The following is a 15,976-nucleotide window of genomic DNA, read 5'->3' as shown; positions in this document are numbered from 1 at the left end:
GGAGATTTCCTGAGACATATAATGGAGGAATGCCATGTCTGCTTCTGCGAAAAAGCAATCCATCTATGAACCGGATCAGGAAGGGCTGTATTTTCCCAGACCGCCTGTCTTCTCGACGGTTGCCGAGGAGCGGCAGCATCGCCGCGAGCGCCTTGCGGCCGTGTGCAGAATTTTCGCGCGCTACAAGTTCGAATATGGATTTGCAGGCCATGTAACCGTTCGTGATCCCGAGCATCCGGGTCTTTTCTGGACGAATCCGTTCGGGATGAGCATGTCGCGTGTCAAGGCCTCCGACATGATCCTTGTCGATCATGTCGGAAAGGTCGTCGAAGGCACATGGGCCGTCAATCAGGCCGGTTTCGTTCTGCACTCGGCGATCCATGAGGAAAACCCGGACATCATTGCGTCGTGCCATGCGCATACCGTCAACGGAATGGCATGGGCAGCTTTGGGTCGTCCGCTCGATCCAATTACCCAGACTGCATGCGGCTTCTTCGGTCATCAGGCGGTGATTACGGAAGAGGCAGGAGCCGTCGTCGTGGAGCGCGGCGCGGGCTTTGCAGTCGCCAAGGCGTTCGGGGATTCGAAAGTGGCAATACACCAGAACCACGGCCTGTTCAGCGTCGGACGCCATAGCATCGATGAGGCGGCCTGGTGGTTTATCGCACTTGAGCGCGCCTGCGAGATTCAGTTGAAAGCGGAGGCAACCGGTTCACCGCTGAAGCTGGTAGCTCCTGAAAAAGCAGCACACTCTGCGAAACATTTGGCCACACCCTTCATGGGGTGGCTGCATTTCCAGCCGATCTATGATTGGATCATCCGCACCGACCCTGATCTCGTAGACTGACGGACATTGAAATGGATGCAAAAAACTATGCAAACGGCACCTATAAAGTCCTGATTTGCGACCTTATAGGCCTTAAGTTTGACGAGAAAGGCGAACCTGATCCCGGTGAGGTTCGGCAATATATCGAGGGGCTTGGCGAAGTTTTCCACCTCGGTGGCATTCAAACCGCCGCCACCTTCGATGCTGGTCGCATCCATTTCTTTTATCAGCCCAACCTCAGCACGGAAGACGAACTGCTAACTGAAACGAGCGATGGCCGCTATGACGCGGTCATCGCTGCCGCAACCGTGATCCCGAAACAGAGCGTGTTCAGCGTTGCAGGCGTGCGCATAGGTGCCGGCACCGGTAATATGCAATCATCTTCCTGGGGTGGTGGTGATGGCCGTGGCGGAAATGCCGTGCTCATGAACACGCCCGGTATCAACAGCCGGGCGACGGCGCAGATGGCGATACGGGCACTTTTACGATTCACACCCGACCTGCCTTTCGACACCCTTCATCATCTCGTCATGGCTGGGAGTTTCGATACTGGACGCGATCTTCGCAGTTTTCCAACTGAAAAGGCCGATGGCAAGCGCCTCACGGTATTTGGCTATGGAAATATCGGGCGTGAAGTTGCCCGCCTCGGCAAGGCCTTCGGGATGTCGGTCACGGTCTATGCTCGCGAGCATTACCGCCATAAAATCGAAGCTGAAGGTTTTCAATTTTCCGGGGATGCCGCTGCTGCCGCATCCGGCGCGAATGCGATTTCCGTTCACGTTGGATTGGGTAGCTTCGATCCCCAGCTAAAGCATTACGGTAATGCTGGCTTCATCGGAGACGAAATACTTTCCGCTATGGCGGATGGAGGCGTCCTGATCAATTTCGACCGGGGCGAGGTTGTCGATGTGGCGGCGCTGGACCGGGCCATGGCACGTGGCAAAATTGCCTCGGCCGCGATCGACGCCGATATCTTTCGATCCGATGATGGCGTGCAGAGCGGACCATTGGTTCCTTTTATCCCGCTTGCTCGAAAGTATTCGGGTAGGTTGCTTTTGCTTCCTCATGTAGCGGCAGACACGGATCATCCTTCACGGGTAGCAGGGGCAAAGCAAGCTGTGGATCAGATCGTCACAGCGCTACGCGAGCGGCGTGCCAGCAACCTTAGGGGCGATCTGCCTGAAGACTTTTCTCCTTGTGGTTCTGCATCATGAAGCTCTCAGAGCCTAGAGATTTTCTGCGGAGCTTATTCAGTGTCGCCGTCAAGGCTGCAGACCCTGCTTTGAGCCTGGCTGCGCATCTTCCGTCACCGCCTGAAAATGGTCGGACCGTCGTTATCGGTGCCGGAAAAGGTTCTGCGCAGATGGCGCGTGCTCTTGAAGACTTATGGCCAGGTCCGCTTACGGGAACTGTCGTCACACGATATGGGTATGGATGTGCCACACGGTCGATCGACGTGCTGGAGGCATCGCATCCCGTTCCTGACGAAGCCGGTATCACGGCGGCCCAAAGGCTGCTGGACACGATCGCAGGCCTATCTGAAAATGATCTTGTGATTGCGCTGATCTGCGGTGGCGGCTCCGCACTGCTGCCAGCCGCTCCTTCTGGATTTACGCTGGAAGACGAGATTGAACTCAACAGTACACTTCTGGCATCCGGCGCTCCCATCTCCGCCATGAATGCCGTTCGAAAGCATTTCTCCCGCATCAAGGGAGGGCGTCTCGCTGCCGTCACAAAGGCGAAGGTTGTCAGTCTGGTGATCTCCGACATACCGGGCGACAATCCGGCGCTCATATCGTCCGGGCCTACAATCCCCGACAGGACGACGCGGCATGACGCTTTGCGTGTGATCAAACAGTATTCTCTGGCAATACCGGATCGAGTGCTCGATTTCATTGGCTCGTCTGATGCGGACGCCCCGCAGCCTGAGAATCCGATTTTTTCCCGCAATCATCATCAGGTCATCGCTTCGGCTCGCGTATCGCTTGAGGCCGCCGCCGCGTTGGCCCGATCATCCGGCATCGAAGCTCATATTCTGTCTGACGCCATCGAAGGCGAGGCGCGCGACGTCGCGGCAGTACATGGTGCAATTGCGGCTGAGATTGCCCGGCGAAACCAGCCGTTTGTCTCAGCCTGCGTTCTTCTTTCCGGTGGAGAAACGACGGTCACTGTCAGAAGCAAGGGCGGTCGTGGCGGGCGAAACGGCGAGTTCGCACTTGCTCTCTCTCCGTGGATCGATGGCCTAGATGTGCATGCTTTGGTAGCGGATACGGATGGTATCGACGGATCTGAGGAGAATGCAGGGGCGTTCATCGATGGGACGACGGCGAGGCGCATTCTGGAAAATGGCATGGATGTAAGAGACATGCTCTCACGGCACGATAGCTATTCTGTTTTTTCGATGCTGAATGATCTGTTCGTGACTGGACCAACAGGGACGAACGTCAACGATTTCAGGGCAATCCTGATCCTGCCACAGCAGAGATAGGTGGCATGCCAGCAGCCCTTGCGGATCATATGCGCCACTTCAATGCCGATATCACTGAGGATCAGGTGCTTCCGCTCATAGCCGACGGACTGATCGATCGCGTGCTTGATGATTGCTGTCCGCTGTTCCCCGGCTATTATCTCTATTACCCGAGCCGCAGGCAGCATTCCTCCGCGCCTCCGGGTTTTCCATGCTGATCCAAGCTCTACGCTTCCGGGGCTAAAGCAATCGTGACGCGCGTCCGCTGCGCCGCTTGGCATTGTTGTAATAGTCGGATGCCTGCTGCACGGAGCGATGGCGTGATTGTTCCATCGCTTCCGGGAGCGGAATGCCACGATTGGCCGCTTCGGTGAGATAGCCGGAGCGCAGCCCGTGCGCCGAAAACGCCTTCGGATCGAGACCGGCGCTCGCGGCCCGTGCTTTGACGATTGCATTGACCGTTTGGGCATCGATTGCCTGGCGTCCGACATTGTTCCATCGATCGACGGCGCGAAACAGACTGCCGCTTTCGATCTTCGCCGCTGCAATCCATGCATGGAGCGCGTCGACGGGGCGACCGGTCAGATAGACGACCTCGTCTTGCTCGGCACTGGCCGTCTTGGTGCGCCCGAGGCGGATCGACAAAGAGGGGAGGGGGCTGCCATCCTTGTCGATTACGGGCTCTTCCAGGGTGAACTGTTCCAGTGCGAGGCGTGCGACCTCGCTGCGCCTGCGGCCGCCAGAGGCAAAAGCGACCATCAGGATGGCCCGATCGCGCAGCGTGCGCAAATCGTCGCCAACACAGGTTTCCAGAAGTTTCGTCATGATGTCGCCGGTAATCGCCTGCGCACTCTTGCGGCTGCGCGGACGATTGGTGGCGCGCACGGCAAGACGCAGAGCGGATTTGACGGACGGTGCCGAAAACGATCCTTCCAGCCCGCGCCAGCGGGTCAATGTCGACCAGTTGGACAGACGCCGCCGCACGGTTGCTGGCGCATGCGGTCCGGATGCGCGCAAAAAACCTTGGCTGCGTAATTCCGCTTCCACGCCGGCTGGCATGCCGTGATCGGGATCGATCTCGCGTTGCTGGTGTCGCCACAGATGATGGGCGATGAATTTCAGCAACAGGGCTTCGGGTGTCGGGAAGGGCAGGGGGCTACCGGTGGCAGCCAGCGACCAGGCTTCGAGATAGGCCAGATCCGAGGTTAGCGCACGCAGCGTATTCTCGCCCATGCCTTCCTTGACCAGATGGCGGAGCGTCTCGACGTCCTGATCGGTCAAAATCTCCGCCAGCATGTCGCGCCGGTTCATCGGCAGCACGGCGGCAATCGTATCGAGCTGTAGCGCACGGCACTCACTGGCGGGATCGGGCAATTGGGCCAAAGACAGCCTCCGTGATCGGTCAAGAGGCGCTGCTTTCGCGCGCCTTTGCCCGACTTTTACCGATTTGCGGCTTCAAATCAATCACCATCGATACTGTATAATTATCGATGGTGATAGGCCCAACCCAACAGCATCATCAGTACCAGACATTAAATAACGACTAGTGTCCGTTATAGAAATTGTTTACCATGTTTTCAATGCGTTACCATTTTGACCAACTGCCCCTGAAGACCTTGCTGTCGCCCTTGGCCCGTGCCAGTGAAGCCCTGGCGCGTCTCGATGAGCGTCTTGCTTCTTCGCCGGTCGGCGCGGGGCTGATCGAACGGTTGCATTGTGCCGATGCCTGCGCCTCGCTGTGGCTCGATGGCGAGTTGGTCGAAATGGAAGATCTGGTGCTGCATGAGGCAGCGCGTGATATCCGCTCGCCGAGTCACGCGCTGACCATTGCCCGCGACGTGTTGCAGACAAGGCGGCGCATTGCAGTGCAGGCACCGGATTGGGCGCTGAGTGCGAACGGCTTGCGTAGTCTTCGGATTGGCGGGCAGGCGTGGCCTGCTGCATCGCCTGGTAGTGGCATCCTCGTGGAGAGCGAAAGCATGGCGGTGTCCGATGCGGCGGTCGACTGGCAGGACCGGGACGGGAAGAAAAATCGTGGGGATAACGGGCTCGACCTGCCTGGCATCGATCTTGAGGCCATCGACGCGGTGCTGGCACGGTCCGAAGACGTTCTGGCCAAAGCGAAACAGCCGCAGCGGTGGCCGAAGCCGGAGACTGACCCGCTGATCCGCGATCCCGACTGGGATGAAGAGGAGCGGCTCGAGGAATGGCGAGCCGTGTTGCGGTCGATCCGTGATCAGCCGCCGGTGTTGCAAGCCGTCCTGGCGCTTGATGCCTGGAATGAACTGGCGGTCTTGCAGCGGGCGCCGTGGCTGGGTCGTTTGCTGGCGGCATCCCTGCTCCGGCGCGAAGGGCTGACCACCAACGCGCATCTGGTGGTCTTCAATGCGGGACTGAAGACCATCCGCGTTGAACGGCGGCGTCATCGCAATTTTGAAATCCGGCTTATGGCCAGTCTCGACGGACTGATGGCCAGCATCGAACTCGGTTTTAAAGAGCATGACCGGTTATTGCTGGCGCGGCAAATGCTGGAACGGCGGCTTACTGGCAGGCGGGCTTCGTCCAAACTCCCGGGCCTGATCGAGCTGGTGCTGGCGAGGCCGCTGGTTTCGGCTGGCATGATCGCCGCGGAACTCAACATCACGCCGCGCGCTGCCCTTCGCCTCGTCGAAGAGCTGAACCTCCGCGAGCTGACCGGCAGGGGGCGGTTTCGGGCGTGGGGGATCGTTTGAAGACGATGTTTCAGGTAGTTCTATAATTCTACCTGAGGAATAGCGAACCGCCCCTTGCTTCAGTCGGGCGCCACACTCAAAAAGGCTGGTTTCCTGCCCCATCGGTTCTGAGAGCGGAGTTGGGAAAGCGGTCATGGGAGTGGCCGTCGTGCTACATCCGTAACGCGCCCGCGACACGGCGGATGCGATGGCCAAAGCGATAGGAATAGATGAAAACCAGTGCCTCATTACATCGCCCCTTTGCTTGTTTTCCGCCATTCCCACGGTTCCATGAAACTCCCCTGCCAAATGCCTGCCTTACGGCTTTGTGCATCCTTCTGAACGTCGGCATAGGCACCTTTCGAGAACTGGGGCCAATCAAGCGCGTGACCGTTACGAACAAGCCATCTTGCCAGGTCCTGACCGTAAATATTCTCGCAGGTCGCTACGATTCTTCCGTATTGATCAGTATCGCGTTGAGCACATACGATGGGCTGAGCATCATTGAGATAACTGGCCAGCTTCATCGCGCCGATCTGGCCGCATCGATATTCGTTACCGGATGTATCTTGGCACGTCTGTCCACCCTCAGGAGCGTCGACGCCCCATATTCGGATGCGCTGACCATGAATTTCAATTGTATCGGCATCGATGACAGATGCTCGCCCCGCTAGTGCACGGCGCTGGAGTTGACGGTCGAACCGATGGTAATAAGCTCCAACTTTTTGCGCAAAATCACCCGCGGAACTCTGTATTTCGAGGCCGTCCGGGAGCTCGGATGCTTCCTGAAAGGAACACCGGAGAGCGGAAGAGAAACGCGCGCGCAAGTGTTAATGACAAGGAAACCTTGCAACAATGTAGAATATAGCGGTTTGTAATAAGGAAACCCCGGACGGAGGGGTGTCACATCCGGGGCTGCGCGATCCGACGTTTCCCGTTCATTGCTATCACGCCTCGAAAATCATCTCATAAATCAAGGAAAACACAATGGCTAGATATCACTTAGAGCACGCCCATCGAACGCGAAATCGGGTTGAGGATTCCCTTGGCTGCCGATCTGATTCCATCGCCCCGACTGTTGATTTGGTCGGAGGCAATATGACCCGAGCTTTCAGTGATGATCTGCGTAGCCGCGTTCTGGCTGCGTCACGCGATGGCATGTCGGCGCGATCAGCGGCGGCCTGGATCGCCAGCGCACGGGTGGGTCAGTTGACGCCTGCGAAGAAGTGCCGACGCGGTGGCTCACGCCTCGATGCTCACGAGGACTTCATCATCGGCATGATCGAAGAGGAAAAGGATATCACGCTCAACGAGATGGTTCTGCGATTGCGTGAGGACAGAACCATATCGATCGGCCGCAGCGCGCTTGACGTCTGGCTGCGAAAGCGCGGCTGGACTTTCAAAAACGTATGGCCTGCCCCGTTGCAAGAGGATTTTACGGTGTACTGATCAGTCTGCGTCAACGTATACGGTCTCATGAGCCAGCTCATGGCCAAGATGGACATCCGCACGTTCAGAGCCCCAATAAAGACTTCGGCAACAAGTGCCATTTTTTTGACCGGGCTTTCCAAACGCCGTTCGACTGTCAGGCCATCTTCACGATCCTTCCTGCAAACCTCGTTGGGCTACGCTTTTGATGGTGCGTAGCCGATCTGACTACGCGCAAGCTACCGGGTAACTGCGGTCAAAGCCTGTTTCCTTGCGCAAGGCAGCCCATGCTATTCGCGCCAACTTGTTTGCCAGCGCTACAATCACGGCGTTACGGTGTACGCCTCGCTCTATCATGGCCTTCAACCACCGTCCGAGAGGCGTGTCACTCGTTGAAAGCGATGGTAACGCCGCGCGAGCGCCATGAATAAGCAGAGTGCGCAAATAAGTGTTGCCACGTTTCGATATCCCAAGCAGCCGGGGTTTACCGCCAGTGCTGTATTGCCTGGGGACCAATCCGAGCCAGGCACCCAGATCGCGCGCTTTGGCAAAGCTGCTCGCATCCCCCACTGCTGCAACCAGAGCCGTCGCGTTAAGTACGCCTATACCGGGGATCGACGTCAGTCTGCGCATGGCAGCATCGTTGCGCGCCAACTGGATAAACTCGGTATTCAGGGCCTCAATCTTTGTATCGAGTACCTTCCATTCCGTGCGCAAATCGCCAACCAGCTGATACACACGCGGTGACATTACCTCTACAGCCTCGGCAAGCAAGCTATCCACGCCAAGTTCGAGTTTACGCCGTCCGACTGGGAAGATAATCCCACGTTCCAGTAGAATTGCGCGAAGCTGATTGATCAGGTTCCTTCGTTCTGCCACAAGGCGAGAACGCACCCGATGTAATGTTTGAATGTCCAGTTTCTCGTGGCTCTTAAGGTCGACAAACCGCATTGTCGGTCGAGATGCAGCTTCGGCAATACCCTCAGCGTCCCGATCATCGTTTTTCTGGGCCTTGACGTACGGGCGAACATATTCCGGCGACATCAGCCGGACCTCGTGGCCTTGTGCCGCAAACAGCCGACCCAGATGATGAGCTCCACAGCACGCTTCCATCGCTACAACGCAAGTCGGGAGTTTTGTTACGTAATCAATTAGTGTCTGACGACGCATCGTCCTGCGAGCAACTACCGCGCCAGTTGCATCAACACCCACGACGCTGCAAGATGTCTTGCCCAGATCAACTCCGAGGATCACAATAGTCATTGGCTCGTTCCTTTCTTCTTCGCACACGACAGCATCCTAACAGACGCTGGGGAAAGGGGCAGGCCACCATTCCATAAAGACCGCACATGCACTGGAGCAGGACCGTCCTAACCTCCTGAAACGTCGTCAGGACTGGTTCGACGGCCAACTCGATCTCGATCCGGCGCGGCTCGTCTTCATCGATAAAACCGGACTGAGCACGAATATGTCTCGGCTTCGCGGACGGGCCCCTTGCGGAGATCGATGCCGCTCACCGGTCCCGCACGGCCATTGGAAGACAACGACGTTTACCGGAGCGCTCAGGCTATTGTCATTAAGCATGTAATAAGGACCCCATTTGAGGGGTTATCGGCATCCAAACGGGGCTCTGACGCAATCTCGCTGACATCAGGTCGCTCCGATGACACGTGCTTCCAGCAGATCGAGCTTCCCACGTCCATACATTTGCCTCTTGATGAGTTTTAGCTTGTTGATCTGTCCTTCGACCTGGCCGTTCGACCAAGGTTCGGTGATGACGGCAGACACCGCGGCCTTGTCTTTCAGTATCCCGTTGGCGAAGGGAGCAAACAGACTATCGCGTGCATCAGCGATCCACGGGTCGAGTTCTGTCTTGGCCTTCCTTCGGATCATTGTCTGGAAACGATCAATTAGGTTGCGAGCTTGGATCAAGGCGGGAACGCCGGCTTCTATGGCCGCAATAGTGATTGTGTCAGCCTTACTCAGTTGATCGCGAGCAGTTGTCATCAATCGGGCAATCCTTCTGGCGGATGGCACTTTTTGAAGTTGCTGTTCGCAGACCCGCTCAGACCGCCGTCGCCTTGCGGCCCACCCCCCAACGACACGAGAACAACCACGGAAGCCTTTGCACTTTAGCTGTCGCCAGAGTTCAGCGCCGTTGTGCTGCCCAGACCCCCAGAGTTGATCCAACAGCGGCAGATAGGCCTCAAGGGAACTTTGTCTGACACGGAACACATCAGTTCTGTGGCCGCGGACGATGTGGCGAACTGTTCCGCGGCTATAGCCGGTCTGTCGCACGATTTCCTTTATTGGCACGCCATCGGAAGCCAGCTTGGTGATTGTCGAATTCACGTCCTCACGCCGTAGATAGCTCTCATATTGCAGTCGTTCAGCGCAAGTGAGTAGCGCAGGATTGATCGTCGTAGCACCAATTGCGGTACGGATCGCCCGCATGGATTTGCGCACGACGTCAAGGAACGCTGCGCTGGCGTTCTCCATCAAATGCCAACGATCTGCGACCTGCATGGCATGGGGTAAAGCCTTGGCAGCAGCTTCACGATAGCCGCCGCCTCTATCGCGTGAAACAATCGCTATTTCGGGGTGCTGAGCAAGGAACGTCGAAACTGTCGCGATCTCCCGATCAGGCAGAAGTTTGACAATCCTTCGCTTCTCAAGATCACAAACGACGGTGCCATAGCGGTGATTGCGGCGGAAAGCCCAATCGTCAATTCCGACGGCGTTTAGAGCATCATCCGGCACCATGGATTTTCTTCTCACCGCACGGATGAGTGTGTCATTGCTAACCGGGATCATCAAGCGTTTGGCAATGGCTGCTGCAGGCCGCCCTCCCAGAGCCAACCCGAGATGATGTACGATGGTATCAAGCCGAGCGGTTCGACGGCTGCGCTCCGGAACGATAAGCTCTCCAAACCTTTCGACGAATATCCGGCGACGACAAAGTGTCATCTCACAAATAAAGCGCCTTGCTGTTAATCGTAGCTGGACCTTGGTGCCACCACAAGGCAAATCAGCAACTATCCGAACGTAGCGGCTATGAACACGATCTGACATTTGGTTGCATAAAGGGCAGGAACGTTGATCAGCGGCTGCCCGCGCTGAAACAATGATTACCCCGTTGTCCTCGTCGGAACGCTCAACAATCAATCCGACCGGGATCAGGGACGACAGACGAAACTTGGTCGCCATGATGCTGACTCCTTTCTGATAACTGCGTCAGTTTCGACCGCGAAATCATCAAATATGAGTCAGACCCCCGTTTAAACGCCGATTGACAAGATTCAATTCAATGTGTTCAAACCCTCGTTCGATATACCAACCGATCTGCCGCGTTGTCTAATCATCCTCATTAAAGCTATTGTTTCGCTTGCGAACGCTAGCGCACGTTTTTGGTCTTCTTCTTTACGAGCGGTCTGGCCAAGTTCCAGATAATAATCGGTGAGAAGCTCACATAGGGGTAAAGCTTCGTTCGAGGCCGTATTGGGTACTGCCTCCAGCCCCGGAACAGATTGAAACGGCTGATGGTCAATCGTTGAGGACCTATGCTCCGCCTGTGCCGCCAACGCCCGTATTTCCGTTGCCGTAGAAGGTTCGGTATTTTGAGCAAGGGAATAAAGAAGTTCGCTAAGTCGGTTTTCCAGCGCCGGAAGATCAAGGTTCGCCGCGTTCGTTGTCTCTGCGCGTTCAAGGTGAAACGCGCGCCTACGTTGCTGTCGCAACCTAGCAACATGAGTGAGCTCTTCATGTGCCATGCGTTCCGCAGCTTTTGCAATCTCGTCGGATTTTGCGTTCGCAGCAACATACGTCCAAAAGGTGAAGGCGCGTTCCTCATTGCGGACCGCTAACGAGAAAGCCCGATAGGCGCTTAACAGTTCTGCGGGCACGGTTTCGGTACCTTCGTCGTCAAATACAGCTTCCGGAGGTGATATAATTATCGAATGGCCTTGGCCGCTCGTCTGTTCCCATACCTCGATCTGTTCCAGGTGTTCGGTTTCTTCGGCAACTAGCACTTCGAAGACCAGAGCTAGGTCCGGCCGTTCCATCTCCCTCATGCGCGTAGCGAGGGCTATGTAATGATCAATCGATTCTTGTTCCATCGCTCTGGCAAGAGCCAGCAATTCGTCCATCGATGCAATTTCCCAAGGCTCACGGTTTACTTTTATCATTCCAATCTCCTCCATGGATTGAGCTCAAGATTTTTGTCTGGTTTTTAGAAAGATTTGCATTCGCATTTGATTTGAATCATGGTCCGCCTACATTGCCTGAAGGTATCACCTTTCTCGTTTCATATTCAAAAGAACGACTGTCCGATGACGCCTCATTTAAAATCATTGTTCACATTCCTTCTTCTAACCATGCTGGTCGCCGTGCCTGCAAGAGCTGGGGACCTCGCAAAATACCTGCCGGTCGTTGATCCGCAGACCCTGTTCCAAGGCGCTGACAGTATCGGCAAGCCACAGGGAGAGCCGCCCATTGCGCCGGTAAAAAAGGGGAATGAGCTCCTCGGCTATGCGTATCTGAGTTCGGATTTTACAAGCACGATCGGCTATTCCGGCAAACCGATCCACATTGTCGTCGGCATCGATACCAAAGGCGTCATACGCGGCATAAAACTGGTAGACCACAAAGAGCCGATCGTGCTGATCGGCATTCCCGAAGCCAAGGTTGTGGCTGCGCTGAATTCGTTGGTCGATAGTGACATGAGTGCTGTTGCCGCCGGCCAGAGCAAGCCGCCACAGGTGGAAATCGTCAGCGGTGCCACGGTTACCGTGCTCGTCATGGGGGACAGCGTCGTTCGCTCGGCAGTCGGCCTTATCCGCAGTGGGAGGCTCGGAAATACTCCTGTGCAGGCTGTCGCAGCCAATGTGCAACGCGCGGTTGATTTGCAGATTCGTGAAGAACACGACTGGCAAACATTGATCGGCGACGGCTCGGTTCGCAGCCTGAAACTGTCGGTTGGTGACGTGACGCAGGCGTTTCGTGACGCCAAACATGATCGCGCCGCCGAAAACCCTGAAACAACCAATCCCGACGACGAATTCATTGAGCTTTACGTCGCGCCGGTCTCAGTACCGTCGATCGGTATCAGCCTACTCGGGAAAGATGGCTATGAACGGTTACAAAAGCAACTGAAGCCGGGGCGTCAGGCGATCCTGGTCGCCGGCGACGGAGCCTATTCCTTCAAAGGCTCCGGATATGTGCGCGGCGGTATCTTTGACCGTATCGAGTTGATGCAGGACGGGCAGGGCGTACGCTTTCGTGACAAGAACCATACCCGTATCGGCGACATCATGGCCAACGGCGCGCCGCGGCTGCGCGAGATAGCACTGTTTCAGGTCCCGGACGGCTTCGACTTCGACGTAACGGAACCGTGGGATTTGCAGCTCTTGGTGCAGCGCGGCTTCGGTGCGCGGGACAAGGCCAATGTCAGCTATGATCTCGGTTATAGTTTACCGGATAAATATCTGGCGAAGCAACCGGAACCGGCGCCTGTCCAGCCTGCTGCACCAAGCGCTGATGCGCCGCGTCAGCCGCAGCCGGTCGGCGAAGCAAATGCAGCCGACATTCTGGGCGAGGGCAATCCGCTCTGGGTCCGGATGTGGGAGATGAATCGTGCCAATGTGGTCATCACCGCTTTTGCCATCACGGTTCTTGTCGGTATTTTCTTCTTCCAGAATAGTCTGGTCAGGCATCCGCGCTTCTTCACCTGGCTGCGGCGTAGCTATCTCCTGTTCATCCTTGTCTGGCTTGGCTTCTACAACAATGCGCAATTGTCGGTGGTCAATGTCCTGACCTTCACCAACTCCCTGATTACCGGCTTCAACTGGGAATTCTTCCTGACATCGCCACTGATCTTCATTTTGTGGGCATCGGTGGCGGCGGGGCTGCTGTTCTGGGGTCGCGGACCGTTCTGCGGCTGGCTGTGCCCGTTTGGCGCCCTTCAGGAACTCACCAACAATCTCGCCCAATGGCTAAAGGTGCCGCAAGTCAAGCTGCCATGGGGACTGCACGAGCGCCTCTGGCCCCTCAAATATATGATCTTCCTCGGCCTGTTTGGACTGTCGCTCTATTCGGTTGCGCTGGCTGAAGTGTTTGCGGAAGTCGAGCCGTTCAAGACCTCGATAATTCTCAAATTCGCGCGTGAGTGGCCGTTTGTCATTTATGCACTGACACTTCTGACAGCAGGCCTGTTCATCGAGCGCTTCTACTGCCGCTATATGTGCCCGCTCGGTGCGGCACTCGCCATTCCCGGACGCATCCGCATGTTCGAATGGCTGAAACGCTGGCCAGAATGCGGTTCGCCCTGCCACCGTTGCGCCAAGGAATGTCCGGTTGAGGCGATCCACCCTGAAGGCCAGATCAACGTCAACGAATGCATCTACTGCATGCATTGTCAGGAACTCTATCACGACGACCAGCGCTGCCCGCACATGATCCAGGTGCGTGTGAAGCGTGAAAAATTCGCAGCCCGTAATGCCCCCCTCGCAGCGGCTGCCGAACGTGGCGGTGGACCGGCCAGACCCGTCATCTCAGTCAAAGGAAAACCGGTTGAAGGCATTGCCGATACCGGTCCTGCTGCCTGACTTTTCTAAAGGAGAGAAGCATGTCTGAAGAAACCAAGAAAACGCAGCTCAGTCGAAGACAGCTGCTCGGTACGTCGGCCTTTGTGGCTGCCGCCGGTGCAAGCGGTCTAGGGGGGGCGCTGTTTGCAGGCTCAACCGAGCCGGCATTGGCTGCTGCTGGCGACGCTGGTCACAGTGCGGAAGTGAAGCCTGGAGAACTGGACGAATATTACGTCTTCTTTTCCAGCGGCCAGAGCGGTGAGGTCCGTATCGTCGGCCTGCCATCGATGCGCGAATTGATGCGCATTCCAGTGTTCAATCGCGATAGCGCGACCGGCTGGGGCCAGACAAATGAGAGCCTGAAGGTGCTGACCGAGGGCCTTCTGCCGCAAGATCAAGAGTTCCTCAAGGATCGTGGCGGCATATTCCTGAATGGCGACTTGCACCACCCGCATCCGTCCTTCACTGAAGGAACTTATGACGGGCGTTATCTCTATGCCAATGACAAGGCCAATACGCGTGTCTGCCGCATCCGTCTTGATGTGATGAAATGCGACAAGATCATTCAGCTTCCGAACCAGCATACCGTGCATGGCTTGCGCGTGCAGAAATATCCGAAAACCGGATATGTCTTCTGCAACGGTGAAGATCGCGCGCCGATCCCGAACGACGGCAGCAATCTGACCGATACCAAGCAATATCACGCGATCTTCACGGCCGTTGACGGCGAGACCATGAAGGTTGCCTGGCAGATCATGGTCGATGGTAATCTGGATAATGTCGACTGCGATTATCAGGGCAAATATGCTTTTGCCACCTGCTACAATTCGGAAGAGGGTACGACGCTCGCCGAAATGATGTCGAGCGAGCAGGACTGGATCGTCATCTTCAACCTGAAGCGTATCGAAGAGGCGGTTGCCAAGGGTGATTTCAAGGAAATCAACGGTGTGCCGGTCATCGATGGACGTCACGGTTCCAAATATACGCGTTACATTCCTGTGCCGAACAGCCCGCATGGCATCAACACTGCGCCAGACGGTATTCATGTGGTTGCCAACGGCAAGTTGTCGCCGACCGTTACCGTGTTCGACGTTCGCAAGTTCGATGAGCTTTTCGACGACAAGATCAAGCCCCGCGATGCTGTGGTTGCGGAACCTGAACTCGGACTTGGGCCATTGCATACGGCTTATGATGGCAAGGGCAACGCCTATACAACGCTCTTCATCGACAGCCAGATCTGCAAATGGAATATCGAGGACGCCAAGCGAGCCTTCAAGGGTGAAAAGGTCGATCCGATCCGTCAGAAACTCGATGTGCATTATCAGCCCGGTCACAATCACACTTCCATGGGGCAAACCAAGGAAGCCGACGGTCAGTGGCTGATCTCGCTCAACAAGTTCTCCAAGGATCGCTATCTCAATGTCGGCCCACTCAAGCCGGAAAATGACCAGCTCATCGATATTTCCGGTGAGAAGATGGTGATTGTCCATGACGGACCAAGTTTTGCCGAACCGCACGATGCAACGATTGTTCATCGCTCCAAGATCAATCCCGTCAACTTCTGGAGCCGTGAGGATCCATTCTTCGCCGATGCTGTCACTCAGGCGAAAGCCGATGGCCTCGACCTGATGGACGCGAATGAGGTGATCCGGGATGGCAATAAGGTGCGCGTTTATATGACGTCTGCCGCGCCAGCCTTCGGTCTAACCGAGTTCACCGTCCAGCAGGGCGATGAGGTGACGGTGTATGTCACCAATATCGACGAGATCGAAGATCTTACGCACGGCTTCGCCATCATCAATTACGGGGTCAACATGGAGATCGGACCACAGGCGACCGCGTCTGTCACCTTCACGGCCAACAAGCCGGGCGTGTGGTGGTATTACTGCTCGTGGTTCTGCCACGCCATGCACATGGAAATGAAGGGCCGGATGCTCGTGGAACCGAAGAAGGCCTGACTGCC

The 15,976-nt window shown here is 56.3% G+C and carries 12 protein-coding genes and 2 pseudogenes; 9 read left to right on the top strand and 5 right to left on the bottom strand.

Going from position 1 to position 15,976, the window contains the following annotated elements; translation table 11 throughout:
* Positions 1-34: 34 nt before the first annotated feature.
* Genes ABDF71_RS26200 through ABDF71_RS26185 form a run of 4 tightly spaced genes read left to right on the top strand, consistent with a single transcriptional unit; the run spans position 35 to position 3,511 of the window.
* Positions 35-847 (top strand): class II aldolase/adducin family protein, encoded by an 813-nt coding sequence (locus ABDF71_RS26200; RefSeq protein ID WP_151610506.1) that lies wholly within the window; start codon positions 35-37, stop codon positions 845-847.
* A gap of 11 nt (positions 848-858) precedes the next feature.
* Entirely contained in the window at positions 859-2,040 is a 1,182-nt protein-coding gene (locus ABDF71_RS26195; RefSeq protein WP_151610507.1) for an NAD(P)-dependent oxidoreductase, read from the top strand.
* Complete coding sequence (locus tag ABDF71_RS26190; protein ID WP_151610508.1) at positions 2,037-3,314, top strand: glycerate kinase type-2 family protein; 1,278 nt, start codon at positions 2,037-2,039, stop codon at positions 3,312-3,314. The genes ABDF71_RS26195 and ABDF71_RS26190 overlap by 4 nt, the downstream gene beginning before the upstream one ends.
* 5 nt (positions 3,315-3,319) lie before the next feature.
* Positions 3,320-3,511 carry a hypothetical protein gene (locus ABDF71_RS26185; RefSeq protein ID WP_192799571.1) on the top strand — a complete coding sequence of 64 codons (192 nt, stop codon included), beginning with the start codon at positions 3,320-3,322 and terminating at the stop codon, positions 3,509-3,511.
* A 22-nt stretch (positions 3,512-3,533) separates the two neighbouring features.
* On the opposite strand, the gene ABDF71_RS26180 is transcribed toward ABDF71_RS26185, so the two are convergent.
* Positions 3,534-4,604, bottom strand: a complete 1,071-nt coding sequence (locus ABDF71_RS26180) for a site-specific integrase (RefSeq protein WP_231771647.1) — start codon at positions 4,602-4,604, stop codon at positions 3,534-3,536.
* Positions 4,605-4,864: 260 nt separating this feature from the next.
* On the opposite strand from ABDF71_RS26180, the gene ABDF71_RS26175 reads away from it, so the two are divergent.
* Positions 4,865-6,025, top strand: coding sequence for an RHE_PE00001 family protein (locus ABDF71_RS26175; RefSeq protein ID WP_213507538.1), 1,161 nt, complete (start codon positions 4,865-4,867; stop codon positions 6,023-6,025).
* A gap of 227 nt (positions 6,026-6,252) precedes the next feature.
* Here the strand turns inward: ABDF71_RS26175 and ABDF71_RS26170 are convergent, their stop codons facing one another.
* On the bottom strand, positions 6,253-6,831 hold the full coding sequence (locus ABDF71_RS26170) for a thermonuclease family protein (protein WP_250132288.1): 579 nt from the start codon (positions 6,829-6,831) through the stop codon (positions 6,253-6,255).
* 271 nt (positions 6,832-7,102) lie between these two features.
* Between ABDF71_RS26170 and ABDF71_RS26165 the strand changes: the two are divergent.
* A pseudogene (locus tag ABDF71_RS26165) lies at positions 7,103-7,405 on the top strand (IS630 family transposase); the annotation flags it as partial.
* 255 nt (positions 7,406-7,660) lie between these two features.
* On the opposite strand, the gene ABDF71_RS26160 reads toward ABDF71_RS26165, so the two are convergent.
* Positions 7,661-8,695, bottom strand: a complete 1,035-nt coding sequence (locus tag ABDF71_RS26160; RefSeq protein WP_258125279.1) for an IS110 family RNA-guided transposase — start codon at positions 8,693-8,695, stop codon at positions 7,661-7,663.
* Between the two features lie 76 nt (positions 8,696-8,771).
* Here ABDF71_RS26160 and ABDF71_RS26155 point away from each other — a divergent pair.
* Positions 8,772-9,014 (top strand): annotated as a pseudogene (locus ABDF71_RS26155) (IS630 family transposase); the annotation flags it as partial.
* A gap of 68 nt (positions 9,015-9,082) precedes the next feature.
* Here ABDF71_RS26155 and ABDF71_RS26150 read toward each other — a convergent pair.
* Positions 9,083-10,639: an ISL3 family transposase gene (locus tag ABDF71_RS26150; RefSeq protein ID WP_213507534.1), complete on the bottom strand. Its 1,557-nt coding sequence runs from the start codon at positions 10,637-10,639 to the stop codon at positions 9,083-9,085.
* 92 nt (positions 10,640-10,731) lie between these two features.
* Positions 10,732-11,616 (bottom strand): ferritin-like domain-containing protein, encoded by an 885-nt coding sequence (locus ABDF71_RS26145; protein ID WP_143851114.1) that lies wholly within the window; start codon positions 11,614-11,616, stop codon positions 10,732-10,734.
* A 144-nt stretch (positions 11,617-11,760) separates the two neighbouring features.
* On the opposite strand from ABDF71_RS26145, the gene ABDF71_RS26140 reads away from it, so the two are divergent.
* Entirely contained in the window at positions 11,761-14,034 is a 2,274-nt protein-coding gene (locus ABDF71_RS26140; protein ID WP_373418775.1) for a 4Fe-4S binding protein, read from the top strand.
* A gap of 20 nt (positions 14,035-14,054) precedes the next feature.
* A complete protein-coding gene (gene nosZ, locus ABDF71_RS26135) occupies positions 14,055-15,971 on the top strand; it encodes a TAT-dependent nitrous-oxide reductase (protein WP_500062000.1) in 1,917 nt (638 codons plus the stop codon).
* The last annotated feature ends 5 nt before the right edge of the window (positions 15,972-15,976 follow it).

This window comes from Ochrobactrum sp. WV_118_8, assembly GCF_039631535.1.
GTDB lineage: Bacteria > Pseudomonadota > Alphaproteobacteria > Rhizobiales > Rhizobiaceae > Brucella > Brucella anthropi.
This window is presented reverse-complemented; position numbering and strand designations above follow the sequence as displayed.

Coding starts and splice junctions, on each gene's coding strand:
- ABDF71_RS26150 (WP_213507534.1), bottom strand. CDS start 10,639: ATGGCGACCAAGTTTCGTCTGTCGTCCCTGATCCCGGTCGGATTGATT.
- ABDF71_RS26175 (WP_213507538.1), top strand. CDS start 4,865: ATGTTTTCAATGCGTTACCATTTTGACCAACTGCCCCTGAAGACCTTG.
- nosZ (WP_500062000.1), top strand. CDS start 14,055: ATGTCTGAAGAAACCAAGAAAACGCAGCTCAGTCGAAGACAGCTGCTC.
- ABDF71_RS26200 (WP_151610506.1), top strand. CDS start 35: ATGTCTGCTTCTGCGAAAAAGCAATCCATCTATGAACCGGATCAGGAA.
- ABDF71_RS26190 (WP_151610508.1), top strand. CDS start 2,037: ATGAAGCTCTCAGAGCCTAGAGATTTTCTGCGGAGCTTATTCAGTGTC.
- ABDF71_RS26145 (WP_143851114.1), bottom strand. CDS start 11,616: ATGATAAAAGTAAACCGTGAGCCTTGGGAAATTGCATCGATGGACGAA.
- ABDF71_RS26195 (WP_151610507.1), top strand. CDS start 859: ATGGATGCAAAAAACTATGCAAACGGCACCTATAAAGTCCTGATTTGC.
- ABDF71_RS26140 (WP_373418775.1), top strand. CDS start 11,761: ATGACGCCTCATTTAAAATCATTGTTCACATTCCTTCTTCTAACCATG.
- ABDF71_RS26180 (WP_231771647.1), bottom strand. CDS start 4,604: ATGAACCGGCGCGACATGCTGGCGGAGATTTTGACCGATCAGGACGTC.
- ABDF71_RS26185 (WP_192799571.1), top strand. CDS start 3,320: ATGCCAGCAGCCCTTGCGGATCATATGCGCCACTTCAATGCCGATATC.
- ABDF71_RS26160 (WP_258125279.1), bottom strand. CDS start 8,695: ATGACTATTGTGATCCTCGGAGTTGATCTGGGCAAGACATCTTGCAGC.